This is a genomic window from Stenomitos rutilans, from assembly GCF_059505485.1.
In genome coordinates this window covers 35,490-61,568 of record NZ_JCACKR010000088.1, presented here as the reverse complement: position 1 = coordinate 61,568, position 26,079 = coordinate 35,490, and the positions used below count along the sequence as shown (strand labels likewise).

Sequence of the window (26,079 nt, the reverse complement as noted above, 5' to 3'; positions counted from 1 at the left end):
CCATTGTACTAATTGCCTCTTTCACTCTGCATTCTCTTAAGATGCCGGGTTAATAAGTTGAACTTGGTTGAGTACGTGATTCACTTACTGCGCTTGCGGTTCCTGCATCATCTTCCAATTGGGACAACACTTAAGCAGATTGAGCAGCAGTTGGAACAATTTCTGGAATTCCATCAGTTTCTCTCAGCGGAGCAGGTACAAAAAACGCTCAGCTTTATCTTCTCATCAGTTACATAATCTTTTGCCGGGAAGGGAGTAAAAGCGAAGCATGACCGTGCTTGCGGTAGACTAATATCAAGACATTTTGACTAACTGTATTGAGTCTTATTCTCTTTTCCACACTTCAGCAGTCATGTCATGTCCATTTCCACCAATACCCACTAGCGTTTGAGCATCCTTGCTCATTGAAACTTTAAATATATTGTTTTGCTCCTGGATTGTGCCGATGTGTCTCCCAGTACCGACATCCCAAGCTTGGATCAACCCATCAGTCCCAGTACTCAGCAAAGTCTTGTTATCAGGGCTAAAGACGAGACTATAAACAGTATCAAGGTGTCGATGTAGATGAACATTTTTGAATTTATCAACTTTTTGAATCTGTTGCCCCGTCTCAAAACTCCAAATCCGAATATCATCAATCCTACCACCTGCTAGTAATCGTTCGTCAGAACTCAGAGTAAGCCCCCAAATTACAGTTGAAATACCTGTGTTCTCAAGAGTCCGCAGAACTACCCCTGCCTTCAAATCCCAAACTTTGATTTGGTACTCCCAACTCTTTGGACGAGTTCTATACAACGCATAATCTGCACTAATTAAGTATTGGCTGTCTGAAGTGAATATGAGCGGAGCAGAAACAACAGCAGGTAGTTTATATCTCTTCTTACCTGTTTGAAAATCCCAGGCAACGAGCTTATCAAATTCAGTAGCAAGAATCGTCATATCTGGGCTGAGAGATAATCTATTTGCCCAGCCTCCACCTTTAAAGGTACGAATTTTTTTACCGCTATCTATGTGCCAGGCTTGAATTAGACTCCCACCGCTGATCAATGTCTTACCATCAGAGCTAACAGCTAGAGAATAAATTCGATCTACATCACTCTGACCAAATAACTCCGCAATCATCCATGCTCGAACTTGCTGACCTGTTTGCAAGTCCCAAACGCGAATCGTTCGGTCTTCTAATCCGCCAGTAATTAAAATACAGCCGTCTGGACTGATGGCATGCGACCATTGACGACCTAAGTTGATAGATAGTTTGTGCTTGAAGAGGGTATGGAAATCTAACGTCATTTTCGCTCAAGTATTGAAACCGTTTACTTATAATGAATGGGTTTCCTGGCTCGTTTATCAAGTCGCTCGTAAGCTGCCTGAGCGGTGGGTAAGCTTTCGTAGGTGACAAAGTATTGAGTTGACCATTGGGAGATGCGATCGCCAAACCAAACTGATTCTGGGATCAAATCATGGGCATCTGCCTGACCGTTATTGTGGCTCAGGTGAATTGCGCCCACTGGATAGTTTTCGAGCAGAGCTAAACAGGTTTCCTGGGTTCGCTCTGGATCGCCATGATGCCAGATCAATACATGCGACACGTCCACGAGCAGGGGATAATCCACAAGCGTATCGAGGCTGGAATACCAGTATTCGGGTGAGGGCATGACTTCCAGAAATACAGGTACCTGCAATGTTTTTTCCATTTGCGCCAATGCCGTTTCGAGGTGCGATCGCTCACAGTCGCGCTGCAACGGCGGATGAAGCGATACCGCTCGCACATCATGATCCGCGATGAAGGCTGCATAGGGTTGCCAGGTTTTGGGTAAGAGCGGATTCAACCGTAACCGCATTCGCTCCTGATACAAACAAGCATCATGTAAAATCAACGGCATATTTCCGTAATTAACTTCTACCCCACAGGGACTCCCGATCGCCAGTTCCAAATACTGCAACTGCATCGGTTCGCGCAACGTTTGGAAGATGTCCAGACATTGATCGATTGAACGCATCCCGATCGCTGTAATACTAAGTCCCAACATTCAAGCCACTCCTAAACAATAGCGTCCATGTCGTTAAAGCTTCAGATATTGAGATTCATTCATGGTTTCCTCCTGTACAAAGGCGAAACTACCGATACCATCCCGCCACAATTTTCCAAGCAATTCGTAATTGTCTGCTGCCTTCAGTTCATCGCTTAGTTCATCCCAGTAATCGTATCCACCAATGTATTGAACCTGATTTGCTTCACACCATTCATTAAAAACAAAGTCTGACTTTTCTTCAAAACAGCCTGTATATTCCCATTCGCTTACCAACTTCTGATGAAGCTTTTCAGCCGCTGCTTCTGCTTCCGTTTTAGTCAAATAGCGGGCAACTCGTTTAGGAACGTAACTGCCAATCTCTCCTCCGCTATAGTTATCCCGTCCATTTCTACAAAAGTCTTCATAGTCGGTATGACCGAGTTCTAACCAATTGATTTCATCTAAAAAATCTAGATTCTGATATTCAGGATCTAGACTAAAAAACTCATCATTAAACTGAATGGCTGATTTAAAGACGCTGTAGACCAGATCGCCCGGACTCAATAAAATACCATTTGCGATCGCTGCTTTTGCTTTTTCTGAGTCTATCGATTGCAGCAGTTGATACGCCGTTGCTCGAACTGTTAGAACAGGATCATTATTTAGAGTAGCAATCAGTAAATCAATGCCTGCTTCACCATAGCTCAGTGCAGTGCTGAGAAGTTGCGATCGCTGTTCGGGTGGTGCGATCGTCAACCGCTGCTGGAGTCCTTCAATACCACCCAGCGTGGCGCTATTAATGGGTGGTGGCGTTTGTCCACCTAAAATGCCATCGGTTACTTGAGGGTGTTCCATAAAGTTGGAGATTTAGAGCGATCGGGTGACTTTGAAATAACCATTGCGCTTGATAGTTTGCTCATGAACGACTGCCAATGCACCTGCGGTATCCTTCCAAAGCTTGCTCAGTAGCTCAATCTGCTGCTGTGCTTTGAGTTCCTTAACCAGTTGACATCCCATTTCCCACCAATCGTCCTCTTGTTGTTGCAAAGGCAAGCCATTGTTAGCACGCCAACCATTCACATCAAATTTCATCGTGCGAACCCATTCAAATTCAAACAGGTTAGGGGTATCACGATCAAGGATGAGCCTCTCATGGATTAGCTCTGCTATCTCCTCTGCTTTTTCTCTTCGCAGATGTCGTGAGATCAGCCTGGGATTTTCCGTTTCCTCCATAAGTGCATCAAATGCCTCTGAATCTAATGAATCCCAATTAATTTCTGCAACTAGAGGACGTTCGACAACATCTGTGTAATCTCCTGCTGGATGAATGTCTTCAGGGATGGAATCACAGCGATAGAATGTTTCGTCATCGTATCCAACAGGAATTTCATAGATGCAATAGAGGGTGTCATTGGGCTTCAAGGGAATACCTGCCACGATCGCGCTTTTTGCTTTCTCAGAATCGATGTCCTGTAAGGCTTGGTATGCCTGTAAGCGAACCGCGATCGCATCATCATTTAGAATCGTAATCAGTAAATCAATCCCCGGTTCTCCAAGCTCTGCAATCTTTGGCATGACGGCAAGTTTCTGTTCTGTGTCAAGATGCAGAAACCGCTGTTGCAAGCCTTCCTGTCCACCCAGAACCGCTCCTGTGACAGGTGGGGCAACTTGACCACCCAGAATGACATCCGTAGCTTGGGGTTGTTTGGATTGTTCTGCCATGTGGTTTCACCAGCTCACGCTCTTGCGGTAAGGGTTCCCGTGACGGGGAAGTAGCCATCGCGATCAACGTTTTCTTCATGGACAAAGGTAAATTTGCCCATGCCAATCAAATTGCAGAATTCCTCTAAAAGCGGGTAATTTCGCTGACTCTGAAGCTGCTGCAACACTTCCTCCTGTGCCTCCCACCAGTACTCGCCCTGATCATCGTCTTCAGGAATATCTTCATCAACATAGTCACTCAGATCAATACTAATGTTGTGCGCTGTACACCAATCTCTAATGGATTGATTAAAGTTGCGATAGAAGCTACATAAATCGCCTGCAATATCTCTTAGATGATAGTTTCGAGGATTGAGATTAAGTTGATGACGCTGATTAAATGTTGCAAAATCTCCATTTGCTAAAAAAACTCGATGCAGGTCTTGGGCAATGGTTTCAGCTTGCTCTCGAAAAAAATAGCGCTCTACTGGATACAGCAGTTCTCCGTCATAACAGAAATCATGCGCTTCATATGCCTGTACAGAGTCTAAGAGGGTGTAATATTCATCGTCGTAGTCGATCGCCGAAATATATACCCTGTAAAGTCGATCGCCCTTCTTGAGGGGAATGCCTTTGGCGATCGTCTGCTGCACTTTTTTAACCGTTGTGGTTGGTTCAGCGATTGCCTGCTGCAACTGTTGATAGGCTGTTGCCCGAATCGTTAAGACTGGATCGCTGTTCAGTGTCGTGATGAGCCATTCTACGCCCGCTTCGCCATAGGCTAGGGCAGCCGTGAGGAGGTGCGATCGCTGTTCCAAATTGCCAGCCATAAAACGTTGTTGCAATCCTTCCATGCCACCCAAAACCACACTGGCATTAGGAGATGGAGCTTGACCACCGATGACTGCATCAGTACTTTCAGGATGAAGATTTGCGCTCATGATACAATTGTACTATAAATTTTCTACGACTTTAACATAAGTTGGCGCGGTCACAATCTCTTCATGAACAAACGCTAAACAACCAACCGCTTCCAGCCAAAGCTGCCCCAACAACTCGTACTGCTGGCTTGACTTCAATATTTCCACAACCTTACACTCCAAATCACGCTGTATTTCCCACCAGTCATCGATTTCGTAGTCGTCTTTCTCCCATTCCTTCCAAATAGACTGTTGTTCCTTTCCGAGTTTCAAATCATTTTGCAGGCTGTAGAAGCTGTTGATTCGTTGCTCGAACGCTGAACGGCTTTCACCTGGTAAGCGCACCAAAACATTGTTTGTTTTACACCACTCAATGAGGCGAAAACTTTCATTTTGACCAATATCAGAGATGTTTTCCTTTAAAGCTCGCCATTGATGATGTACTTGAGCCGCGATTTCTGCATTAGCTTGAGAAAGATGCTGAGAAACTAAGCCATGCTGATATTCGTTGTAAAACTCAGAGAGCGAATTTACGCCATCATAGGCGCGACAAATTTCTTCTACAGAATCGGCTAGATAATACCAGCAGTCGTTATAGCCAAGATAGGATTCGTACACAGTGTAAATGCGATCGCCCGGATTGAGCAATAATCCATCAGCGATCGCTTGCTGTGCTTTTGGAGAATCAATTTTTTGCAATAACTGGCAGGCAGTTGCCCGAACAATTAGGACTGCATCATTCACAGCTTCTACTAATAGATCAATTCCAGCTTCACCGTAGCTAAGGCTTTGTGGTAGCAGTTCTACTTTTTGATCAGGTGAAGCAACTTCTAATCGCTGATGTAATCCTTGAATGCCTCCTAAGATGGCTCCACTGGTAGGCGGATGTACGTGTCCACCTAAAACCAGATCGCTTTGCTGTGGCTGAGAGTCGTTAGCCATAATGCTATGTTTCCAGTGCTGTCAGGCGAAGATAGTAGGGGCGATCGATTACATATTCATGAACAAATGCCAGTGGTCTGTAGCGTTTTTGCTGCCAGAGTTCTCGTAGCAAGCTGAATTGCTTCTGGTTCTGCAAACTCATCAGCACTTGAAATTCGTATGCCCAATCTTCGTCTCCCCAATTTTTAGGTATCTTCGCATCCACAACGACTTGATTAGCTGCAACCCAAGCCTTCAAATTAAATCCCGCAGGTGTGTTGCTTTGAGAAATGCCACCAGCATCAAAGTCCTCATCGTCTTCCTCCAAATCATCCTCATCTGCTTCAATGTACGAATCAAGCTCATAGATTTCACAACCCAGGTTGCCAAACTTCTCCTCATAAACGATCTGGGCTTTTACTGCTGCGGCAGAAGGGTCAACATAATAGGCAATCAGACTCGGATCGTAGCCCTCGTCACAAGGATCTCGTTGATTGTCTTCTGGGGCATCTGATATGTATTCAAAAGCGTGACCGTCAGAATCTTGACTGGAGTGGTAGAGGGGATACTCTTCCAGATAATCCTCGTCCTCTTCCTCGTCAATTTGAGCGCGAATATAGTAGAGATCATCGCCAAAGGATACAGATGATTCGTATACGGCATAAATACGATCGCCAACTCTCAATGGCAATCCACGCTTTAATTCGAGATCGTTTGGTTTAAGAGACTTGAGCGGCAAGTAGGCAGCCATGCGAACCTGCAAATTGTCATCCTGCAATCCCCGCTGAATTAGCGGTAAAGCACTCTCCCCATAGGTTGCGGCTTCTGCCAGTGCTGCCAACTTCTGGGTGATGTCTGCCTGGTTAAAGCGGTGTTCCAGTCCAGCCAAACCGCCCAACACGGCACCACTGAACGGAGGGGGAAACTGCCCACCCAGAACAAGATCCTGAGCGTTGGGAGTAGAGGGTTGCGTCATAGAAGATCCTTTAAGGTGATGGCATTTGATGGGCGATCGGCACTCGTTCTAGAATGCCCATGCCAAACACTTTGTCTAACTCCAGGTAATCTAAATGCACATACCCAATGTGGCAATGGCAGGTTTCGTTGGTGCAGGGTCGTTCCACCAGAGCAGTTTCAAAGGCTGGATCATAGAGATTGCCGATCGCGTCCTTGATAAAATGACAGCGCCGCATGGTGCCTTCACCATCCACTGAAATGACTGATGCTCCGGCTCTACAAGCTTTGCCCAGACTGAGATAGTGATGAGTGTTCAGTTCATACAGCGGATCAATCGATTGAAAAAAAGCGCGATCGTCTGGGGTGAGTTGAGGCAATGCTGCTTTTACTGCATTAATCCAGAGATAAATGGATTGGGGCAGCCGTTGACGTAATGTAGTCATTGCTTCTCTAAATTGTAGAAAGCCAACAACACCAACGCTAAAGCGAATGCCATAATGCTGCAAATAGTTGCACTTTTCTAAAAACTGATCCAGCTTTGACCATTCGGGATGGAACGTTGTCCACAGTGCAAGGCGATCGGGATTTGTCTGCTCAATCCAATCAAGCGAACACGATAGATTCGTTTGAATTGCCACCTTCCGCACCTGCGGCAGATGGGACAACTGAGCCAGCGTTTGCTGATACCAGGAATGAATCAACGCTTCGCCCCAGGGTGTAAACAGAATCGAGAACTCATGCTGCGGATGATCAGCAATCCAGGCGGCAAATTTTTCTAGGGACTGGCGATCAACTGCCAACTCAGCAGCCGTTTGTTGTCGTTTCGCAAAAGGACAATATTCGCAACCATAGTTGCAGCTTACTAATGGACCACGATAAAGAATGGTGAGGTGCATGAGGGGAGGGATGAGGGATGAGGGGTGAAGGATGAACGATGAACGATGAAGGATAAATGGGTTAGGAGGGAAATGACGGTTTAATTCAAAATTCATCATTCCCTACTCCCTATTCCCTACTCCCTACTCCCTGGTTATTTCAATGCATATTGCGTCATGAGCGAGTGAACCTGATGGGAAAAGAGCCAGGGACCGATCGCATCCGATCTCTCAATCCCTGCTTCGGTTAACAAGAGTAAATCGGCTCGCTGGCTGGCTAGATGCCAATCCAGGAGCTGCTGAAGCGGCGGAAAATCGGCTAAAGGTTCTGTGTGGAAGCGATCGCGGTAGCTGGTTAAACTTAGTCCTTCATTGGATAGCAGGGAGAGTAGCAGGAAACGACGCTGTTGTTCCTCACGGTGGAGTTCAAAGCCGTAACTTGCTATGTCAAAGTCGGCATCCTCACGAGTCACATAGTGTTCCAGAATGTGACGCACCTCTTTGGCATTGACAGCATATTCATTGGAGTAATGCAGCGATCGGGTATAGGAACGTGCTCCGCAGCCTAAGCCAACCATGCCATCTGCCTGACAGCAATAAACGGGGCCAGATGTGGTAGCGGTATAGTTGGCGCGGAACATCCGCATTGAGATTTGAGTATAGCCTTCTGCATGCAGCAAAGCTCGTCCCGCCCGATAGCATTGTAACCGCACGTCATCCCATTCTCGATCCGTCAACCCTAAGCCAGTCAACGGACGCACATAAAGTGGGTAAAGATAAATCTCTTCGGGTTGAAATTGAAGGGCAGTGCGGATGGAATGTAGCCATGTGTCTACGGTTTGTCCAGGTAACCCGTAGATCAAGTCTAGATTGAGCGTGGGAAAGCCCAGATCCCGAATGCGTGTCAGAGCAGCCTGCACTTGAGTAGAGGTTTGGCGGCGCTGGGTTGCCAACACTTCTTGATCAACAAAGCTTTGCACTCCAATGCTGATCCGATCAACGTGGCGATCGCGCAAGAGCCGTAACTTCTCCGCCGTTGCTGTTTCGGGCGACACTTCCACCGAAATGGGAATGTTTTTAAGATTGGCACCCATTGTGTCTTCTGCCACATTGAGAATGGTTTCCAATGCAGCGATTGAGAGTTGAGTTGGCGTCCCACCCCCTAACGCGAAACGGGCAAATTGCACCGCTCCCAGTGCGGTTTTCACGCGCTCTGCTTGCCTCTGCACCGTGTTCACATACTGATTGACAAACTCATCATGATGATTGACGGTTGTAAAAAGATTGCAAAAGCCACAGCGCATCTCACAGAACGGAACGTGGATGTACAAAAACAGAGCATCCCGTTTCTCCGGTGACCAGATATCAGCGAGCGATCGTACCGGGAAGGGGAGGTATGCTGTTTTGTGAGGATAGGAGTAAACGTAAGTTTGGTAGGGCGATTGGTTAAGTAGGGGCGGGGGAGAGAGGGTGGGCATGGGAAGAAGGGGTAGGGCTAACTTGGTTTACTCGGCTGAGGTTTGCACATCTCGCACGGCTTGTTTTAATGTTTCAGCCGCTTGTTGTTGACGATCGGTTGCCGTTTGATCAATATCCGCATCGGTTACAAAGCCAACAGAGGCACGATAGTTATTCTTAATAGCTTGCAATCGATGCTGGGCCGCTTCAATGTCCTGATAGCTATTCATCTTCAGCGGTTGAATACCTTGTTTACCCAGCACCCGCAATTTTTCTCGATGACGCCTGAGAAGCGGCTCTATTGGGGTGTTATGAGGAAGTTGTTGACGTTGAACGTTCGGTATATCTGCTGTTGTATCCATTTCCAGAGTGTTTGATGTAATCAGGAAACTGCTATTCGACAACTCAGTTTCAAAATCGATCGCTTTACCCCCTTTTGGTGCTAGCCCAAACCATTGAAACAGCCTCACCAGCCAGGATAGGGGAAATTGGTAGCACGCCCCTACAGTGGTGCGATCGCCACTCAGTAGAACCCGGATGAATGTGCGATGAGCAGGATTAGTGCGGCTAACGGTTACATCTTCAATATCTGCGATCTGGCGGAACCCTAATTTCTCCAGCGCTTTTTGGGACTGCCGATAAAATGCCTGATTCAGGTTGTGGAAGGTTTTGCAATCCACCTGTTGAAAGATGTGCGGCTGCCCATAGAGCGATTGCATAGTTTGCAGTAACTTTTCAGCGGATGCTTGATTTTCTGAGTGTTCGTTTGACATAAATGTGCGGCTTCAGCTTTGGTAAACGTTCGCGGTATGCTACTTCTAGTATTCCCAATTTTCCCAGAGGATAAATTCTATCAGTGTTGTTGATTCTGAGTATGAAAAAGGTGCTGTATGCTTGAAATTTCGTTCGATTCATACTGCTTTTCAGCAACGTCATTCTAGCTTCTTACCGCTGTACTTCAGTGCAGTGGAATTGCTCTGATTCAATCAAAATTTCGGCATAGGGAACTGTCCAAACGTTAGGATGGGCAAGTCGATGTCCGGTGTAGCCATCTTCGCCGTAAGTGGTGCCGTGATCGGAGCAGAGGATGCCGAAAGTGGGAGCACGATCGTATAACGTTTTCCAGAGCGGCACGAGCGCACGATCAATGTATTCCAGGGCAGCCGCGTGAGTTTCAATGGAATCGGCGATCGCTCCAGGGAGATAGAAATAATTGGGTTGATGGAGCGCAGAAAGATTAATAAAGAGGAAAACGCGCTGGTCTTGGGGAAGATGATTGAGGCGATCGCACGCTAACGCAACCTGGTGAGCGGTGGAATTGCGATCGGTGACACCCAATGCCGGACTCCAATACTGCTCTTGAAACAATCCGGGTAAAACCTTTCCAAGCGGATTGCATTGATTGAAAAACCCAACACCGCCAATACAAATGGTGCGGTAGCCCCGGTCTGCTAACCCTTCTGGAAGACTTGCGCCATTGAGAACACAGGTTTCCGGCGCGATCGTGGTGCTGCCTTCAAACTGAAGTGCAAAGGGACGGGAATGGTTGCCAGGCGCGATCGGTGTGGGCAAAAACCCCGCGAAAAAGGCGTGGTGAGCCGCATAGGTAAAGCTACCGGGAGAATGGCGCATTTCCCAGCCAGTGTCGGGCAGAAGTGCAGCTAAATTAGGGGTGCGTCCTGCCTCCCATAACGATTGAGCGACATCATAACGTAACGTATCGAAGGTGAGAAAGATGATGTCATGGGTACCGACGATCGTGTTGTAATTCAGAATTCGGAATTCGGAATTCGGAGTATGCCATTCAGTATATTGAAAGTCAGGCATGTTTGGTTTGAAATTCGTAATTTAGCATTTGCAGTCTAATTTGCTCCAACTCAAAACTCTCTAGCAAAACTCAAAATCCAAAATCCAAAACCCAAAACTCAAAACTCAACTCCTTCCTGTTCCAACAGCATGGCAAGCTCGGTGGTATAAGTATCCCATCCTTGCCACGTAATCCCCTGAAGCAAATCACCAAACGCATTCAGTTCCAAAATATAGTGATCACGCAAATTGGGCGCAATTAACAAGTCAATGCCACAGTAAAAGCTGCGTGGGAAACAGGCAGCAGCACGTTCACAGGTGTGCAGCATCTCGTGCCAGTGATCGACTGATAATGCCTTTGGTAAAGCAGAAACGTCACGTCGATCGTTCCCCAAGTGTAAGTTGGTCATGGGACTATTTCCCACACGCAAAACCACCTGCCGCGCTTTGCCACCAATCACAACCACCCGCGCATCAAATTCTCGTCCTTCCAGCCGTGCTTTGGGCATCCACGCTTCGACCTGCGCCGACTCATTGAGTAAAAAATTGATGATATCGGCAATTTCATTGGGGTTAGAATACTGACGAATTTTGCGGGAGTTATAAAATCGCATGTCTCCCGCTTCCGTCACCCGCTCAACGGTGGTAGTGGCTCGTTCTGAAGTTCCGCGTCGCTCGTAGGCAACGACTCCAGAGGCAGACGAGCCATGTGCCAGTTTCACGAACACTCGCTGACAGTCCTGTACATTCATTTGTTCCACCAAATGCTCGTAACTGAGAATGGCAGCATCTGAATTCAGCGATCGCGGAGTTGGAATCTTGTGCTTCGCTAAAAGGCGCTGACACTGCACCTTGTCAAACATCGTGATGATGTCTTCTGGATGATTGAAAACGCTGCCCTGTATTTGTTCTGCCCAGTTTTGCAACTGCTGCCGCCAACCCAAATACCATTGACGAGGATAGAGAATGCGCCCCTTATCTGCGGGTAGATGGGAAGCGTTGATCGCCCCAATCCGCTGATGCTGACCTGTATCATCGACGTTCGCTCCTGCCGCAATCAACGCGCGATCGACCGTAAAATTTCGCTCTGGGGCATCAAAGCGAAACCAGAGATTCGGAGCCTCCCATTCGCTTAAGGAACACCGCCCTGCTAGCAGTTCCTCATAGGGCACCAGTGTAGCCGTTGGTAAGCCCAATCGAGTGAGCGCTTGTTGGAAAAGTGCCACTCGGCGAGTTTCAGGATTGGCGATGAGAACAAACTTGAGTCTGGAGCAATGGCTCATGCCGTTTCAGTTTATTCCTGCTGGTGACGGGCTTGGAGTTGTTGAAGCTCAGCAGTTGTAAATTCAGTAATGCGAACGATCGTTTCCAGTGGAATGTTCTCCTGAAGCATTTTTAGAGCCAGCGATCGTCGCTCTTCTTCTCTTCCTTCTTCTCTTCCTTCTTCTCTTCCCATCTGCTCGATCGAGGTGACGTAAGGCATTTGTTTCTCCTGCTCATACTGCTCAAGTTCAACCCGAAACGCCTGTTTCAAACCTTCCGGCAACTCCATCATCCAGTCCAGAAACCGGAATAAGTTCAGTATATCTTGCCGCTCATAGCCTTGCTCATAGAGTCGTGTGTCAACCTAAACTTCCATTCCTTGCGGCTGACCGCATCGTTACGAGTCTCCTTTGTTTTGAGATGCGCCATGACCGCAAGGGCAAAGGGATTCTGACTGACTTCCAACTCAGACCAGCGGGATGCATAATCCAGCAGCTTGATGATGGGAAACCGAAAGGTTGCTTCACAGCCCCAAAGTTCTTCCCGAAACGGTTGCGGTCGCCAGGTTGTTCGCTCATCTCCTAGAATGGCTAAACTTGCAATTCGCTGCTTATACCGATCGCGTAAACGGTAGTAGTACACAAACATCCGATCGCTGAAGCGACTCTCTTCCTGGTTTTGGATCTCAATATGCGCTAACACCCAGGTCTCCTCACCACTGAGTTTCCAGACTTTCACAAGTTTATCAACCAGCCGTTTACCCAGTTCCGCATCCCGCACGACCTGTCGTAACTCCTGATCCAGAAAGTCATAGCCTCGATTCCAGTCAATGTCGGCGTGAATCTGGGGAAAGAAAAACTGCATGAAGTCTTGAAAATAAACCTCCAGAATATCTTTCCAGGGGCTATCAAATTCATCCTGTTGCTCAGTCATCGGCTTGCTAAAAATTACTGCCTCAGTCGTGCTTTCAGAGAGATTCTGAGAGCGAAGGGAACTGAGACGGGTAACACGAACTACTCGGAAACCGCGCAATAGCGTTCTTCATACTCCTCGTATTCTTCCGTGCGTTGCTCGTCTGCAATGACCTGAATGCCTAAAGATTGCAACTGATCAATCATAGCTCCCGAAAGATAGCTCTCTGAAACATTGAGGATTTCCAGATCTCGAATGGCGTCACACTCCAGTAGTTTGGCGGCTCCTTCATCGGTGAGGGTGCCCATTGATAGGTCGAGCACTTGCAGTCCAGCCAGCAGGGGCGATCGCACCAATCGCTCAATCAAGTCATTGGTAAACTGGCTATTGCGTAAACCCAGATAAGTTAAACCGGGAAAGATCAACTCATCTAAGATCGGTGCTAGATCCTGTTCCCAGCAGTCGCCGCCATAGTTTTCGCTGCCGAACCAGAGTTCCAAATGCTCCAGTGCTGGAAAATCCCAGGCATAAATTTGCTGTACCGTTTCTCGGCTTAAGCCCCCAGTTTCGACAATGAGTGCTTTCAAATACTCATGGACGGCATTTTCTGCTGATGTGAACTGTAAGCCCATGCCGCCCCGCACTTGCAGCAGTTCTAATTGCGGATATGCCTGCAAGATTGGACTCATATCGCTTTGCATCAGCCAGGAAATCTCACACTCCTCAGAAGTGATATCGCCGATGAATAGAGCTTTTAGGTTGGGCAGGCGATCGCTTAGCGCTACCAAGCGTCCTACAAACTCTTGCGACGACGTATCTCCCGTACAGATCCCTTCTCCGTCATCCCATGTGCCAAATACCAACGCTTCAATTTGCTCTGGCTCTTGCGTATTGAGCAAGTCGTTGAGGCGATCGCTCATGACATCCTGCGTTTCATCATAATCACAGCGAAAGGCATAGGCAAGCTGTGACGGATTTAGCAACGCATCGCCCTGTACGCCCCCCTCATGAACCGTTCGATTGGCAAAGTGAGTGACATGGTTATACCGATAGCCAGTTAACCGTTCGGTCAAGTTCCATTGAGGGGAAGAGGGTGGCAGTGTTTGGGTGCCTTCGGGTTGTCGCAAGAGCCAACGGGCGCGTCGCCGAACCGTTTTGGAGCGATCGCTCAGTGCCTGTTCTAGACAAGCTCGTCCTGCCTTACCATAGCCCCAGGCTTGATCGAGAGCTTCTAAGCGAATCGTGAGATCAGGATTACCAAGTTTTTGCTGAATCCCTTCAACGCCGCCAAGAATTGCGCCCTGAGTTGGTGCGGGATTTTGCCCTCCCAGAACGGCATCTGAGGAGTGAGGCTCGGAGTTTGAGTGGGTCATAGAGATCCAATACGGCAGATTTTTTGTAGAGTTCCCCAAGATGCTAACTCAACATCATTTAGTATCCTTCAGTAAGGTTAAGAGCGCATCCAGCCATTACTGGTCGGCTTCTGGAGAGCAGGTGAAGGACATTAAGCGGGCATAATTCAGTCGCAAATCGTAACTGGCACGATCGACCTCCAGCACTTTCTACTTCCTGATTGTACTCAGTGCTCTTCAATCATTCGCTTCTGAAGGAAGTCCCCAAACCTGAATCGTGTCGTTTGCACCCGTCGCTAAAAATTGTCCATTGGGGCTGAAAACAGTGGATGTAATATAAACAAGACCGTGTCCTTCTAGTGAGTGGAGAAGATTTCTTGTTTGCCAGTTCCATAGCTTGATTTGACCGGAATGATAGGTTGTAGCCAGAGTTTGTCCATCCGGGCTAAAGGCGGCACTGCGAGCACCTGGAATATAGTCATTGCGAGCACCGACAGGGCGAATGTATGCGTTGGCGGGTAGCTCTATCGTGTTGAGCACGTCCCCGGTTTGAAGGCTCCACTGGTAAACAATACTCTTTGTACCTACACCAGCAATGGTCTTTCCATCTGGACTGAAGTAGACGGCGTGGCAGAAAATATCCTGTTTACGGATCCGTTCTCCTGCCGCTGAGAAAAGAGTGTCATTAATCAGTACCCATTGCCCGTCGGGGCTAACTTTGACAGCTTCTATGCTGTGCGGCATCCTCTCAAAACGGTCAAAAGAGCGCGATCGCTTTTCTTTCAAATCCAAAGCTTTTACTCTGTCATCCTTGGTTCCAACCAACAATGTTTGCTCATCTGGGCTGATCGCGATCGACGTTAGACTAGCTTCATATCTTCCCAAGGTTTCGACTTGCAACGTTTCAATGGTTTGCCCAGTGATCAAATGCTTGATCCGAATCTGGTTGTCTGAGTATGCGAGGTAACAGGTTTGTCCATCAGGACTGATCGCGATCGCTCTACAAAAGATGAACCCGTGTATGCCTCGCTCGCCTTCGCCTTGAGACGACAGTAGGAGCTTTCCGGTGTTCAAGTCCCAAACGTTTAGTGTGTCAGCGTTGTGGCTTACAAGCTGTTGTGAATCTGGGGTAAAGGCAATATTTTGATAGCCAAAAGTGCTTCCATCAAAGGTGAAGAGATGCTGAAAGGAGCGATAGGGGTTGTATTGAGAAACGGCATCTGCGATCGCAGGTTCTGTTCTCTGAAGCAGTTCCCCATAAGCTGCCCATCGCAATTGTCTCGACTCTTTTTGGATGAGAGCTTGCAGAAGTAAATTTAGCCCTGCTTCACCGTATTGAGATGCGTTTGCAGCGGCTGCGATTTGCTGCTCCCAAACACCACTTGATAACCGTTGCTTAATGCCTTCCAGTCCTCCCAAAACCACACCTGTAGGCGGCACTTGCCCCCCTAGTACAGCGTCGTTTTGCTTGGGTTGGCTAAAATGGTCGGTCATTTTGGTTCAAGCAAAAGCCTGATTTATTGGTTGATTATGCAATTCGCTCATCTTCTGTATCATTTTGCTCTAATTTAACTTCGCGATCGCCTCTCGTTCCACCAGCATTGTTCCCGTTAACAAATCGCGCACCGTTGCCACCAAAATTCGGTGTTCGGTGACTTCAAACTGGACGGCGAGGCGATCGATGCCCAGTTGTCCGGGTGGGTCTAGCCGTGCCATGCAGACCTGTTCGTGATTGCGTTCGAGCGAGCGGTAGGCTTCTTGCTGCCGTAGAGGAGCGCTGCTCATGCGTCCCTGTGCGTCATAGGTCACTTCGGCTTCGTTTACATATGCCACTTCGCCAATATCTAGCCGAATTTCGGTTTGTCCTTCTAACGCCGCTTGCAGCATCAGTGGTTCTGCCCGTTGAGCAGGATATTTGGTTCCCGGTTCAAACAGCGAAAAGTAGCTGTAGGCGCGGGAGTAAGGTTCCCACAGCCGAATGGCATAGCCATGACGCAAATAATCTTCTAGTCCGGCAATTTGGGTTAGCGCCAGTGCCCCATGAGCGACGGCTTCAAAGGGTTTGTGAAGCTGGACTCGCTGCCGCCCAAAGTAAGAAATGAACAGTTGCTGAATTGCTTGGATTTGGCAGCTTCCACCGACCAGCAAGACCTGATCAATCTCTGTTTTTTGGATTCCCTTACGAAAACCCAGCGTCAGCACTTCATCGATCGCCTGTCGCAGTTGTTCAAGCAATTGGCGATTCTCTAGCAGAGATTCAAAGCGCGATCGGCTCAGGCTCAGATCGTGGTACATCAGTTGGTCTTCATCAAACCAGCTTTCTTTCGCCTCGTCGTGGCTGGAGAGACGAATTTTGAGTTGTTCCGCGATCGCCAGCAAATTCTGCCAGCCCACTTCCCCCAGCGATTCGCGCGGCGTGCCGATCTGCTGCAAGTAATCGTCCACAATCCAGCGATCGATGTCTTCACCACCAACGTAGCTATCTGCCTTAGCCACCACCTCGGCGCGCAAAATCTCCTGTCCGGTTGCCATTGCAGCGGTGCGAACCAGACTGAGATCCAGCGTACCGCCCCCAAAGTCTGCCACCAGCACGGTAGAACCCGGTCGCTGTACCGCATAGCCCAGGGCAGCAGCGGTGGATTCATCGACGAATTTCACCTCAGGAAAGCCCAATTTAAGCGCCAGATCTTGAAACCAGTTGAGGTAGCGCTCAAAGGCTCCCACAGGCACCGTGAAGATCAGCAGCGACGGTTCAATCTGGAGCGATCGGATCGCCAACCAGATCTGCGCCAGAAACTCAATAGCGACACTCGCCGCATCGTAAATCTGTCCATCCAGCGTGCGGGCAGGCGGCTGAAAATCGGTGGCTAAGTCTCGTTTGAAGGTGCGGAAAAACCGTTGGGGTTGCTGCAAGCCCAAGCGCTGCGATCGCACCAGCTCTCCCAACACCAAATCATCTGCCCCCCGCACATAAACCAGGCTGGGTACAACCGCAACGTCCTCTGTCCCGTTGAGACTACTCGTAAGGCTGAAGAGTCGCGACAAACTGGAAAACCGGAGCGTTTCGGGTGCCTGGGTATCGGGTTGCAGAATGCTGACCACGGTATTACTCGTGCCAAAGTCGATCGCAACGGCAGTCATGCGGTAGCTCCTAAAGGCAACGTGCGGCTGACTTTGGCGGGAATGAGAATGCGATCGCCCTGACGGTAGCCCACAAACCGAATGTAGATCGCCTCTCCAGGCTGAAGATCGGCAGTGTCTCCCTGATGCAGTTGGGGATCATACGCCACGGATGCCCACGGACTGCCGATCGTTTGATAGCCCCAGGACTGAACCAGATTATCCAGGGTCGTAAACATGGCTACGACATTACGAGCAGGCAAATCGGGCTTACCCTCCACCATGCGTCGCACGGTGGGATATTGAGTCAGCAATGCCTGCACTTGCCCAAAAGCGGCTGCTTGAGTATCTTGCTGCACCTGGGTTGCCTGCTGTTCCAAAGAACTACGAAGGCGAAAACACTGTTGCTTCAGGGCTTCCACCTGATCTTCTAACGCTGCCTTCTCTCGCTGCGTCGTTTGCAAGGTTTCGGTCGTCTCCTGCAAGCGTTGCTCCAGATCTTGCTGGATTTGTTGAGACGTTTGTTTGAGCGTTTCTAACTCATGCTGAAGTGCCAACTGAGTAGCTTGAGCGTTACGCTGCGATCGCCAATACAGCACACCCAAGCCAGCGATCGCGGTGATCAATCCCTCGCTCAAAATCCATGCCGTGTCCATTGGGCTAACCTTGCTGGAGCGTTTGTGATTGTTCCGTTACGGCATCAATGCCGACCGCGTTCTCGTCATTGTCGGAGTATTCCGGCAACAACTCGCGCGATTCGACTTCGCCGAGCGATCGCTCCAAACCTTCGGTTGCCAACATGCAGGTTTCGCCCTTGCCATTGAGCACCGTTTCAGTCACTTTTCCGTCTTTACCAATGCGATACTCAATCTTTTGATACTCTGCCATCGCGTTCACTCAACTGATTCTAAGGTTGCTAAGACTATGCCATGTGCCATGCTACTGCCAAAGCCGCTAAAGGCAGATAGGTTCTCCTTTTTCAAGCATGTGAAGCTAGGAGTGGTGATGCCTTACATAATGGATCGACTAACTGTTGCACCTCATACAGAAGATAGAATACCCAATTTAGTCATTGAATGGCTTCAACGCGATGAGTTACAACCAAACCCGCCCCCTGGTTCCAATTTTTGGGAAACCAAGCTTCCAAGGCTCTCCACAATATAGCTGTTGGTATACCTTATGAGAAGTAGCGAGAGCGCAAAGACCGCGCCTTTGATGTGTCTCAAAGCCAGGTTGGGACGTGTCTCAACCTGGCTGGCTACTCTTTTAGAGAGCCTTGCCTGCCTGCACTAGAAGTGTGGGCTAACAGCCATAAACCCTATTCAAAGGACTGAAAGGAGTTTGCACCTGTTAAAAGAGGATTCGCACCGTTAGCCATAAATTGCAACCTACATTGATTGCATCCCACGTTTGTAGCCCTCATCCTTTGCTTATATGCCATCGCTTGCTCCTCGAAGAGTAGGCTTTAAAACCTTGCAAAACTGGGTGCACCCACTCAATCTCTCTTTCTTATCTGCCAAAGATCTCTAGAAAGCTTTGAGCATCTAGTTCCTTCAGAATTGGCACTGAGAGGCAGATTAGTCGCAACTCCCAGTTCTTATCAACGCAGCAATCAAAGATCTGACATCAGTTGTAGTCAGCAACAGCATCACGCGCCGAAACAAAGATTAAGGGAGCGTTACGGCGATATCTAATACATCCTACGACTATGGCTGTAGCAGCTTATTGTCCCAACTTGTTGACGCTTATTAAAAAACTTAGCAATCTTTAAGGTAGCGTTCACCCAGTATTCAGATGCGTCACGCATGATGAGCTTTAGCCGAGTAAACCACTCCACAGTTGAATTCACTGGCAAAGGAAACATGAAAAGACGCTATTTTTTATGGGCTGGGACAGCTATGGTTGGCACTGTTTGGCTATCACACCATTTTCCTGGAAGGTCAAAACAAGAGATGGCAGCCGCAAGTCCGAAACCAATCCACAGTCGCTTTGAAATTACCAAAACAGAACAGGAATGGCGCAAGCTCTTGACCCCAGAACAATTTCAAGTGCTACGTCAAGAGGGCACGGAGCTGCCCGGTTCCAGCCCACTCAACAAGCAACACGGTAGGGGAACATTTGCCTGTGCAGCGTGTGATTTGCCGCTGTTCACATCAGAGACAAAGTTTGATAGTGGAACAGGTTGGCCGAGCTTTTATGAGCCGATCGTGGGAGCCATTGACACCACGATCGACACTTCCTTCTTCATGACTCGTGTAGAAGTCCATTGTCATCGCTGCGGTGGGCATTTAGGGCATGTCTTTGACGATGGGCCTCAGCCAACAGGTAAACGTTACTGCATGAATGGCGTGGCGATGAAGTTTGTGCCAGCGCAAGCCTAAATCCAAATGATGTTGCAGCCATTGGCTCTGATTGATAAACCCGTAGCTCTTTATCCAAGCTGCTGCCACACTACGCCTTGTTCAAGCGACGCCATACCCACAAACCAATCCTGTGATAACCGATTCATGTTGGTTATTCCGACAGAAAGCTAGCAGCATGAAAGCGCCTTTGGTTTTACTGAAGGCGCTTTCATGTCTTCAATCCATCACTAAAAACGCTTAGCTTACGATACAGGTAGCTTTTCATCGTCTTCAAAGATCTCGGACAATCCATTTAGCTAAAAGTCTATGCTTTAGCCGCAGATGCTGGGAATTTCAACGATCGAACGGTTCATCCCAACCCCTCGTTACCAACTCATTCCAACAGCAATCTTTCTGTTGCGAAGCCAGGGTTGACCAGCAAACACCCAACGAAAAGCGCTAAAAAGTCATTTACTGATCGATGCTTCGATGATGGAAGTGTAGAGTAAGATGAGAAAAATTAACCTGTAGGAATTTTGTTGTGGCTAATTCTTATGTTTCTTATCTGCAAACGTTAGCGAAAGAGGAAGCGATCACCTTTGTAGAATCATTGCAGAAAGTGAAAGAACACTTGAGTCACGAACTTCAATGGATGAATGGACAAGTTCAGCAGAAAACCATTCAGCTTCAAGGGATTGATCACTTGTTATCCGAAGCCGTTGGGTTAGGGTTACTCGCCCCCCAAACGGCTTCCACCGCCGCTATAGAGATTGAACCAACCAGCGGACAGATAACTCCATCTGTACCTGCCGCTCTTGTTGAAACGAACGGCAATCGTTCAGTCGAATCTGTGCAGACTCCAACCGCTCCGCCCAAACGGGGTAAGCAGCGACAAGCAAGCAATACGACTTCATCCAAGCCTAGTGGAAAGCCACCCACCGCTGGCAAGGTCAGTGCCGCAAAAACGACGACAAGGGCAACCGCGACTCAACCTAAGAAACCAGGGCGACCCCCACGATCTGTCAGTGAATCAGGTAAAGGTGCTGACTCTGGGTTCCAGCAATTTTTGCAGTCCAGCTTTCAAAACAAGTCAATGACCGATGCAGTTGGTCAGATCTTGGCGGATGCTAAAGAGCCACTAAATACAGATGCCATTATGGATCAGTTGTATACTGGCTTGTCTGGTGAACCGTACCAGCGGGCAAAGAGTTCGCTTAGCAATATTTTGTCGGTTGGTAAGACCAAGGGTAAGTGGAAGAGTCCAGGACGTGGGCTGTATATCGGTTCCTAAACGTCGTTGAGCTTTTATACCCGTTCTACACAAGCGCGAATTAGCGCTGAGTGCTGTAGCTTGCTGCGAAGGGTGAGAGGCGTCAGCAGCTTCCCGCCCAACGTGCTAAGTAGTGATACTGAATCTAGCGTTGCAAACAGGGGTAGGGTACTCAAGGAGTGAGCCACTAACCGCCCGTTTGTAACCGTCGCTCAAATTCTTCACGAGTCCGTTCTAAAAGGACGATCGCGTCCTGGTAGACAGCATCATGTTCTTGCTTGAGCCATCCTAAGAGATGGGTTAACTGAGCATTGCGCAGCTCTAAGTCAGTTTGAAAAATTGCGGCAGTCGCCATATGAGTGGCGTACTCTGTAGGGTGCCCTTGCGTAATGAATGTGGCGGTTAACGCAGCAAGCGCATGTTGGCGAACGGGATCGGGTGTCTGTTCAGAAAGCATTAGAAGCAGGAATCGCTAAGAGGAACGTCATTTAAAAAGCATTCCCCTTGACTCAGAAAATCAGAACCAAGGGGACGCATGGAGAATCATCAACAGAAATCATCAACCGAGAACACTAAACTGACTGACGTTGTTTTGACAGTAATTGGTATGCTGCCAGAAAGTCATCCGTAAATATGTGGATACTGGATGGATCAGTGGAACCTGCGGCTCGGTAGCGCCGAATGGCTTCTAGAGCCGCTTGATTGCTGAGAAGCGCCAAATCTGCCCCATTCCACCCTTCGGTTTGGGTTGCCCAGTTAGTTAGATCTACGGATGACAAGGGGCGATCGTCGTTATGAACCTTAAGAATTGCCAGCCGGGTTTGTCGATCGGGTAGATCCACTTTGAGTTGAAGGTCTAACCGTCCAGCACGGAGTAAGGCAGGGTCGATCGCATCCGGGCGATTCGTTGCGCCAATCAGCAGTACGTTGAGACAGCCCTGAAGCCCATCCAACTCGGTCAAGAGTTGTCCAACTACGCGATCGCTCACGCCTGAATCGCCGTTAAACTTGCCACGCACGGGCACCAGCGTATCGATTTCGTCGATAAAGACCACACAGGGAGCCGCCTGCCTTGCTTTAGCAAATAACTCACGCACTTCCTGTTCCGCAGCTCCGACCCAACGGCTCAACAGTTCAGGCCCATTTACAGCGATGAAATTGGCTCTTGCCTGCGAGGCCACGGCTTTTGCTAAAAGCGTTTTACCCGTCCCTGGTGGCCCCCACAGCAAAATGCCCCGTGGCGCTTTGGCTCCGGTGCGCTGGTAGAGTTCGGGATAAAGCAAAGCACCTTCCACCGATTCTTGCAGCGTGCGCTTGATCTCCTCCAAGCCGCCGATTTCCTCCCAGGGCACGTTAGGCGACTCAACTTCGACCGATCGCAGCACCGAAGGCTTCACCTCTTTAAGCGCCTGGAGAAAGTCTGCCTGACTCAGCGTCATGTTCTCTGGCACCACACCTTGTAGAGACGGCACCTGACGACGCAGGGCGCTGTAAGCGGCTTTCTGACAAACGGCTTTTAGGTCTGCGCCAACCATACCGACAGTCAAATCAGCCACGATCGCCAAATCAACAGAGGCATCCAGCGGCATCGTGCGAGTGAGAATGGTGAGAATTTCCAGCCGACCGTTGCGATCGGGTACGCGGAACTGCACTTCGCGATCGAACCGCCCCGGACGACGCAAGGCGGGATCAAGATGATCCGGACGATTAGTGGCAGCCAGAATAATCACGCCATTGGTTTTGGCAAAGCCATCCATCAAGCCCAGTAGCTGCGCCACTAGCCGCTTTTCGACCTCGCCTTCTACCTTGCTACGATCGGGCGCGAGACTGTCAATCTCGTCAATAAACACGATGCAGGGAGCCGCTTTTGCTGCTTTCTCAAAGATGCCACGCAGTCGAGCCTCTGCTTCTCCATAGTATTTGCCCATCACTTCAGGGCCGACGATCGCAATATAGTTCACGCCTAATTCTTGCGCCAGACCTCGTGCTGTCAGCGTTTTCCCTGTACCCGGTGGCCCCACCAGCAGCACACCACGCGGTGGCTCTAGACCCAGTTTTGCCAGCAAATCGGGACGCTTAAGGGGAATTTCTACCAGTTCCCGTAATTCTTTCAGCACCTCAGAAAGGCCACCCACCTCACTGAGCGGAGCCGACGTGCCGCTATGGTCATCTGGCGGCGTCACAGGCACGTCCTCTGCTCCCCCTGCCCCACCAGCATCCGTCCGCATTCGGCTCACCCCCATGCTACTGGGAATATTGCCCTGTCGGGGAATACTGCTCATACTGCGGGCATTCACTTGAATGTTTGTTTTTAGTTCGCCCGCCTCTGCTTTTTCTTCCAAGGCTTTCGCCAGTTCTAACAGTTGCTCAAAGCCTTTAAATAGGTCGCTCATCTGATCCTCCTGACCGTTGCAGGATAGCTGCTGTCTTGTTGTGGGTAGTCTGTGGGTAGCGTCATTGAACGAATGCTATAGACGCTGACCCAGTATGCCCAAAACAATGAACCAGTTCGACTCTCTTCATTTGGCAATGTTTAGCGGCAAAGGAGGTGTAGGCAAAACGACTCTCTCCTGTGGCTTTGCGCGACGATGGGCACAGCAGTTTCCCAACGAAACCATTTTGCTGCTATCCACTGACCCAGCCCATTCTCTGGGTGATGTGTTGCAAATGGTGGTGAAGGATGAGCCTCAGCCGATCGCAGATTTGCCCAATTTGCAGGTGCGATCGCTCGACGCAGAAACTCTCCTGCAAACCTTCAAAGCCGAATACGGCAAGGTGTTGGAACTGCTGGTCGAACGGGGCAGCTTTGTCGAAAACGAAGACCTCACCCCCGTTTGGGATCTGAGTTGGCCCGGACTGGATGAACTCATGGGTATTTTAGAAATCCAGCGACTGCTGCGCGAACATGAAGCCGATCGCGTGGTCATAGATATGGCTCCCAGCGGACACACACTCAATCTGTTCGGCTTAATGGACTTTTTGGATGAGTTTCTGAGCGCTCTCGAACTCTTTCAAGAAAAACATCGCGTGATCAGCCAATCCTTTACCGGACGCTATACCGCTGATGATGCCGATACCTTTTTAAAGAATATGAAGTTTGATCTCGCAAGCGGACGGCAATTGCTGCAAGACCAGGCTTTCACCGCGTGTTTGGTGGTAGCGATCGCCGAACCCATGAGCCTTTTAGAAACTCATCGCTTCCTGGATGCATTAAAGACGTTGAAAATTCCGGTGGGTGGGGTGTTTGTGAATCGGTTGGTGGAATGGGGAGTGGGGAGTGGGGAGTGGGGAGTAGGGGGAGCAGGGAATGTAGGAGAAGCGGGGGGAGCAGAGGAAGCAGAGGGGGCAGGGGAAGCAGGGGAAGGTTCTGACTTCCGACATCCGACATCTGACATCCGACTCTCGACTCCCGACTTTCTCGATCGCCTTGCCGAACAACAACAACTTCTCACCAAATTCCTCCTGCTGGCTGGTCAATTGCCTGTTTTTGGCGTGCCTCAGCAAGTGCAGGAGCCAGTGGGTGCGATCGCGCTGGATGCTCTTTTGACTCAGGTTCAGCAAGCCACTGTAGAGGCAACCCTCGTTACTGCGCCTCATATTCAAATACCGGACAAGCTAGTGCCAGGTTTCGGAGATTTTATCGCAGAAGGGCGGCAACTGATTCTGGTTGGCGGGAAGGGGGGTGTGGGTAAAACAACGGTGGCGGCGGCGATCGCGTGGGGGATAGCTGAGCGGTATGGCGATCGTAATGTTCGGGTGATTTCGATTGATCCCGCCCATTCCCTTGGTGATGCATTTGGGCAGTCGTTAGGAAACGAGCCTGTCGCGCTGACCTCCAATCTGAGTGGTCAAGAAATTGCTGCGGAGCTTGTGCTCGATCGCTTTCGGCAGGACTACCTGTGGGAACTGGCAGAGATGATGAGCGGTGAGACCAGTGATGGCGAGACGACGCTGAAGCTGGCTTACGGCCCTGAAGCGTGGCGAAAAATCGTGGCGCAGGCGCTACCGGGCATTGATGAAATGCTGTCGTTGGTCACTGTGATGGAATTGCTGGAGTCTAAAGCGCAGGATTTGATTGTGCTGGATACAGCACCCACTGGGCATCTACTTCGGTTTCTCGAAATGCCAACGGCGATGGGTGACTGGCTTGCCTGGATCTTTAAACTGTGGATTAAGTATCAAAACGTGCTGGGGCGCACTGAGCTAATGGGACGGCTACGAACCTTGCGCCAACGAGTGATGCAAGCACAAAAGAAATTGAGAGACCCTGAGCATACGGAATTCATTGGGGTGATTCAGGCGCAAGCTGCCATTACTGCTGAAGCGCACCGTCTCGCTGAAACGCTGAAAACAATGGGTGTGGCTCAGCGCTACATCGTGCATAATCGCTTTGAGCCAGGACAAACGCTAACAGAGGACTTGTTCCCAGACCAGACGATCGTCCATTTGCCAGGTTTACCTCGCTCGATCGCACCCGTTGATCGCATCCAGATGGCCGCAAAATTATTGTTCTAACCGCAAGCAAAGACAGTCTGCACAGATAGAATACTGGTACTAATCCATCGTGCATGGGTCGTCTGTTCAACGTTTGTAAGGAAAGGAGCAATGTTTTTTGAGGTTTTGCCACTCCGGGCAGTGGCGTTTCAGAGTTTGTTTTTGTTGATTGCAATCGCGCTCGAAGGGCCGATTTTTTACCGCACGCTGGATCTCGATTACAAAGCCAGTATGCAGTCTGCGATTAGCGTTAACTTGCTTTCAACTTTTATCGGTTGGCTCTGTTTCTTTATTAGTCAGCCCTTCCTGCCTGTAGAGTGGCGTGTGCAGCTCATTAGCTTTATCTTTTTTGAAAATTTTTATGCTGACCCACTACTTAACGTCGCACCTGTTCTAGTGGTTTTGACGCTAGGGATGTTTTTAGGCACGTTTCTCATCAAGCTACAGGGGTTAGAGTTTTTGGATCTTCTTTTAGAACGAAAAAAGGAGCCAACTAGCGCGATCGCAGAAAAATCAACACGCTTTCGTAGCAAACAAGCCCAGTTAATCGGGTTTCGAGCAAATAGCCGCATTTATGCCGTGCTTGTCGCAAATGCTGCTAGCTTTAGCGCGATTCTGCTGCTTCTATTTCTGCGTTTGCTCGGTCAGGTTTACGTTTCTTCTTAGGCAACGCACG

The 26,079-nt window shown here is 49.1% G+C and carries 25 protein-coding genes and 1 pseudogene; 5 read left to right on the top strand and 21 right to left on the bottom strand.

What is annotated here, in order from left to right:
- Positions 1-54 precede the first annotated feature (54 nt).
- Positions 55-237 (top strand): annotated as a pseudogene (locus AC5JLP_RS16075) (IS630-like element ISAcma32 family transposase); the annotation flags it as partial.
- Between the two features lie 87 nt (positions 238-324).
- Here the strand turns inward: AC5JLP_RS16075 and AC5JLP_RS16070 are convergent.
- The 19 genes from AC5JLP_RS16070 to AC5JLP_RS15980 form a co-directional block, all read right to left on the bottom strand.
- Positions 325-1,290 (bottom strand): WD40 repeat domain-containing protein, encoded by a 966-nt coding sequence (locus tag AC5JLP_RS16070; RefSeq protein ID WP_496068939.1) that lies wholly within the window; start codon positions 1,288-1,290, stop codon positions 325-327.
- A 23-nt stretch (positions 1,291-1,313) separates the two neighbouring features.
- Entirely contained in the window at positions 1,314-2,030 is a 717-nt protein-coding gene (locus AC5JLP_RS16065) for a hypothetical protein (RefSeq protein ID WP_496068938.1), read from the bottom strand.
- A 33-nt stretch (positions 2,031-2,063) separates the two neighbouring features.
- Complete coding sequence (locus tag AC5JLP_RS16060; RefSeq protein ID WP_496068937.1) at positions 2,064-2,867, bottom strand: hypothetical protein; 804 nt, start codon at positions 2,865-2,867, stop codon at positions 2,064-2,066.
- Positions 2,868-2,879: 12 nt separating this feature from the next.
- On the bottom strand, positions 2,880-3,734 hold the full coding sequence (locus tag AC5JLP_RS16055) for a hypothetical protein (RefSeq protein WP_496068936.1): 855 nt from the start codon (positions 3,732-3,734) through the stop codon (positions 2,880-2,882).
- 14 nt (positions 3,735-3,748) lie between these two features.
- On the bottom strand, positions 3,749-4,654 hold the full coding sequence (locus tag AC5JLP_RS16050; protein WP_496068935.1) for a hypothetical protein: 906 nt from the start codon (positions 4,652-4,654) through the stop codon (positions 3,749-3,751).
- Positions 4,655-4,666: 12 nt separating this feature from the next.
- Positions 4,667-5,575: a hypothetical protein gene (locus tag AC5JLP_RS16045; protein ID WP_496068934.1), complete on the bottom strand. Its 909-nt coding sequence runs from the start codon at positions 5,573-5,575 to the stop codon at positions 4,667-4,669.
- 4 nt (positions 5,576-5,579) lie between these two features.
- Positions 5,580-6,530 (bottom strand): hypothetical protein, encoded by a 951-nt coding sequence (locus AC5JLP_RS16040; protein ID WP_496068933.1) that lies wholly within the window; start codon positions 6,528-6,530, stop codon positions 5,580-5,582.
- A 10-nt stretch (positions 6,531-6,540) separates the two neighbouring features.
- Complete coding sequence (locus AC5JLP_RS16035) at positions 6,541-7,506, bottom strand: STM4011 family radical SAM protein (protein WP_496068932.1); 966 nt, start codon at positions 7,504-7,506, stop codon at positions 6,541-6,543.
- 35 nt (positions 7,507-7,541) lie between these two features.
- On the bottom strand, positions 7,542-8,864 hold the full coding sequence (locus tag AC5JLP_RS16030) for an STM4012 family radical SAM protein (protein ID WP_496068931.1): 1,323 nt from the start codon (positions 8,862-8,864) through the stop codon (positions 7,542-7,544).
- Between the two features lie 27 nt (positions 8,865-8,891).
- On the bottom strand, positions 8,892-9,617 hold the full coding sequence (locus AC5JLP_RS16025; RefSeq protein ID WP_496068930.1) for a hypothetical protein: 726 nt from the start codon (positions 9,615-9,617) through the stop codon (positions 8,892-8,894).
- Positions 9,618-9,789: 172 nt separating this feature from the next.
- The gene (locus AC5JLP_RS16020; RefSeq protein WP_496068929.1) at positions 9,790-10,671 is read right to left on the bottom strand and encodes an STM4013/SEN3800 family hydrolase; all 882 of its coding nucleotides are present in this window, start codon (positions 10,669-10,671) and stop codon (positions 9,790-9,792) included.
- A 98-nt stretch (positions 10,672-10,769) separates the two neighbouring features.
- Positions 10,770-11,933, bottom strand: coding sequence for an STM4014 family protein (locus AC5JLP_RS16015; protein ID WP_496068928.1), 1,164 nt, complete (start codon positions 11,931-11,933; stop codon positions 10,770-10,772).
- Positions 11,934-11,944: 11 nt separating this feature from the next.
- On the bottom strand, positions 11,945-12,205 hold the full coding sequence (locus AC5JLP_RS16010; protein WP_496068927.1) for a hypothetical protein: 261 nt from the start codon (positions 12,203-12,205) through the stop codon (positions 11,945-11,947).
- Positions 12,206-12,228: 23 nt separating this feature from the next.
- Positions 12,229-12,846 carry an RpnC/YadD family protein gene (locus AC5JLP_RS16005; protein ID WP_496068926.1) on the bottom strand — a complete coding sequence of 206 codons (618 nt, stop codon included), beginning with the start codon at positions 12,844-12,846 and terminating at the stop codon, positions 12,229-12,231.
- Between the two features lie 80 nt (positions 12,847-12,926).
- Positions 12,927-14,198 carry an STM4015 family protein gene (locus AC5JLP_RS16000; protein ID WP_496068925.1) on the bottom strand — a complete coding sequence of 424 codons (1,272 nt, stop codon included), beginning with the start codon at positions 14,196-14,198 and terminating at the stop codon, positions 12,927-12,929.
- 216 nt (positions 14,199-14,414) lie between these two features.
- The gene (locus AC5JLP_RS15995; RefSeq protein ID WP_496068924.1) at positions 14,415-15,671 is read right to left on the bottom strand and encodes a WD40 repeat domain-containing protein; all 1,257 of its coding nucleotides are present in this window, start codon (positions 15,669-15,671) and stop codon (positions 14,415-14,417) included.
- A 69-nt stretch (positions 15,672-15,740) separates the two neighbouring features.
- A complete protein-coding gene (locus tag AC5JLP_RS15990; protein ID WP_496068923.1) occupies positions 15,741-17,318 on the bottom strand; it encodes an Hsp70 family protein in 1,578 nt (525 codons plus the stop codon).
- Positions 17,315-17,953, bottom strand: coding sequence for a hypothetical protein (locus tag AC5JLP_RS15985; RefSeq protein WP_496068922.1), 639 nt, complete (start codon positions 17,951-17,953; stop codon positions 17,315-17,317). The genes AC5JLP_RS15990 and AC5JLP_RS15985 overlap by 4 nt, the downstream gene beginning before the upstream one ends.
- A 4-nt stretch (positions 17,954-17,957) precedes the next feature.
- Positions 17,958-18,185 carry a DUF2997 domain-containing protein gene (locus tag AC5JLP_RS15980; protein ID WP_496068921.1) on the bottom strand — a complete coding sequence of 76 codons (228 nt, stop codon included), beginning with the start codon at positions 18,183-18,185 and terminating at the stop codon, positions 17,958-17,960.
- A gap of 974 nt (positions 18,186-19,159) precedes the next feature.
- On the opposite strand from AC5JLP_RS15980, the gene msrB reads away from it, so the two are divergent.
- Both msrB and AC5JLP_RS15970 read left to right on the top strand, forming a co-directional pair.
- Positions 19,160-19,678 carry a peptide-methionine (R)-S-oxide reductase MsrB gene (gene msrB / locus AC5JLP_RS15975; protein ID WP_496068920.1) on the top strand — a complete coding sequence of 173 codons (519 nt, stop codon included), beginning with the start codon at positions 19,160-19,162 and terminating at the stop codon, positions 19,676-19,678.
- Between the two features lie 502 nt (positions 19,679-20,180).
- Positions 20,181-20,930 carry a hypothetical protein gene (locus AC5JLP_RS15970; protein ID WP_496068919.1) on the top strand — a complete coding sequence of 250 codons (750 nt, stop codon included), beginning with the start codon at positions 20,181-20,183 and terminating at the stop codon, positions 20,928-20,930.
- A gap of 166 nt (positions 20,931-21,096) precedes the next feature.
- On the opposite strand, the gene AC5JLP_RS15965 is transcribed toward AC5JLP_RS15970, so the two are convergent.
- Positions 21,097-21,366, bottom strand: coding sequence for a hypothetical protein (locus AC5JLP_RS15965; RefSeq protein WP_496068918.1), 270 nt, complete (start codon positions 21,364-21,366; stop codon positions 21,097-21,099).
- Between the two features lie 115 nt (positions 21,367-21,481).
- A complete protein-coding gene (locus tag AC5JLP_RS15960) occupies positions 21,482-23,302 on the bottom strand; it encodes an AAA family ATPase (RefSeq protein WP_496068917.1) in 1,821 nt (606 codons plus the stop codon).
- A gap of 106 nt (positions 23,303-23,408) precedes the next feature.
- On the opposite strand from AC5JLP_RS15960, the gene AC5JLP_RS15955 reads away from it, so the two are divergent.
- Positions 23,409-25,424 carry an ArsA family ATPase gene (locus tag AC5JLP_RS15955; RefSeq protein WP_496068916.1) on the top strand — a complete coding sequence of 672 codons (2,016 nt, stop codon included), beginning with the start codon at positions 23,409-23,411 and terminating at the stop codon, positions 25,422-25,424.
- 90 nt (positions 25,425-25,514) lie between these two features.
- Positions 25,515-26,069: a filament integrity protein FraC gene (fraC, locus tag AC5JLP_RS15950; RefSeq protein WP_496068915.1), complete on the top strand. Its 555-nt coding sequence runs from the start codon at positions 25,515-25,517 to the stop codon at positions 26,067-26,069.
- Positions 26,070-26,079: the final 10 nt, after the last annotated feature.

Bases quoted from the DNA above. Each gene is read 5' to 3' on its own strand.
- AC5JLP_RS16070 (WP_496068939.1), bottom strand. From the start codon at position 1,290: ATGACGTTAGATTTCCATACCCTCTTCAAGCACAAACTATCTATCAAC.
- AC5JLP_RS16065 (WP_496068938.1), bottom strand. From the start codon at position 2,030: ATGTTGGGACTTAGTATTACAGCGATCGGGATGCGTTCAATCGATCAA.
- AC5JLP_RS16060 (WP_496068937.1), bottom strand. From the start codon at position 2,867: ATGGAACACCCTCAAGTAACCGATGGCATTTTAGGTGGACAAACGCCA.
- AC5JLP_RS16055 (WP_496068936.1), bottom strand. From the start codon at position 3,734: ATGGCAGAACAATCCAAACAACCCCAAGCTACGGATGTCATTCTGGGT.
- AC5JLP_RS16050 (WP_496068935.1), bottom strand. From the start codon at position 4,654: ATGAGCGCAAATCTTCATCCTGAAAGTACTGATGCAGTCATCGGTGGT.
- AC5JLP_RS16045 (WP_496068934.1), bottom strand. From the start codon at position 5,575: ATGGCTAACGACTCTCAGCCACAGCAAAGCGATCTGGTTTTAGGTGGA.
- AC5JLP_RS16040 (WP_496068933.1), bottom strand. From the start codon at position 6,530: ATGACGCAACCCTCTACTCCCAACGCTCAGGATCTTGTTCTGGGTGGG.
- AC5JLP_RS16035 (WP_496068932.1), bottom strand. From the start codon at position 7,506: ATGATGAATTTTGAATTAAACCGTCATTTCCCTCCTAACCCATTTATC.
- AC5JLP_RS16030 (WP_496068931.1), bottom strand. From the start codon at position 8,864: ATGCCCACCCTCTCTCCCCCGCCCCTACTTAACCAATCGCCCTACCAA.
- AC5JLP_RS16025 (WP_496068930.1), bottom strand. From the start codon at position 9,617: ATGTCAAACGAACACTCAGAAAATCAAGCATCCGCTGAAAAGTTACTG.
- AC5JLP_RS16020 (WP_496068929.1), bottom strand. From the start codon at position 10,671: ATGCCTGACTTTCAATATACTGAATGGCATACTCCGAATTCCGAATTC.
- AC5JLP_RS16015 (WP_496068928.1), bottom strand. From the start codon at position 11,933: ATGAGCCATTGCTCCAGACTCAAGTTTGTTCTCATCGCCAATCCTGAA.
- AC5JLP_RS16010 (WP_496068927.1), bottom strand. From the start codon at position 12,205: ATGATGGAGTTGCCGGAAGGTTTGAAACAGGCGTTTCGGGTTGAACTT.
- AC5JLP_RS16005 (WP_496068926.1), bottom strand. From the start codon at position 12,846: ATGACTGAGCAACAGGATGAATTTGATAGCCCCTGGAAAGATATTCTG.
- AC5JLP_RS16000 (WP_496068925.1), bottom strand. From the start codon at position 14,198: ATGACCCACTCAAACTCCGAGCCTCACTCCTCAGATGCCGTTCTGGGA.
- AC5JLP_RS15995 (WP_496068924.1), bottom strand. From the start codon at position 15,671: ATGACCGACCATTTTAGCCAACCCAAGCAAAACGACGCTGTACTAGGG.
- AC5JLP_RS15990 (WP_496068923.1), bottom strand. From the start codon at position 17,318: ATGACTGCCGTTGCGATCGACTTTGGCACGAGTAATACCGTGGTCAGC.
- AC5JLP_RS15985 (WP_496068922.1), bottom strand. From the start codon at position 17,953: ATGGACACGGCATGGATTTTGAGCGAGGGATTGATCACCGCGATCGCT.
- AC5JLP_RS15980 (WP_496068921.1), bottom strand. From the start codon at position 18,185: ATGGCAGAGTATCAAAAGATTGAGTATCGCATTGGTAAAGACGGAAAA.
- msrB (WP_496068920.1), top strand. From the start codon at position 19,160: ATGAAAAGACGCTATTTTTTATGGGCTGGGACAGCTATGGTTGGCACT.
- AC5JLP_RS15965 (WP_496068918.1), bottom strand. From the start codon at position 21,366: ATGCTTTCTGAACAGACACCCGATCCCGTTCGCCAACATGCGCTTGCT.
- AC5JLP_RS15960 (WP_496068917.1), bottom strand. From the start codon at position 23,302: ATGAGCGACCTATTTAAAGGCTTTGAGCAACTGTTAGAACTGGCGAAA.
- AC5JLP_RS15955 (WP_496068916.1), top strand. From the start codon at position 23,409: ATGAACCAGTTCGACTCTCTTCATTTGGCAATGTTTAGCGGCAAAGGA.
- fraC (WP_496068915.1), top strand. From the start codon at position 25,515: ATGTTTTTTGAGGTTTTGCCACTCCGGGCAGTGGCGTTTCAGAGTTTG.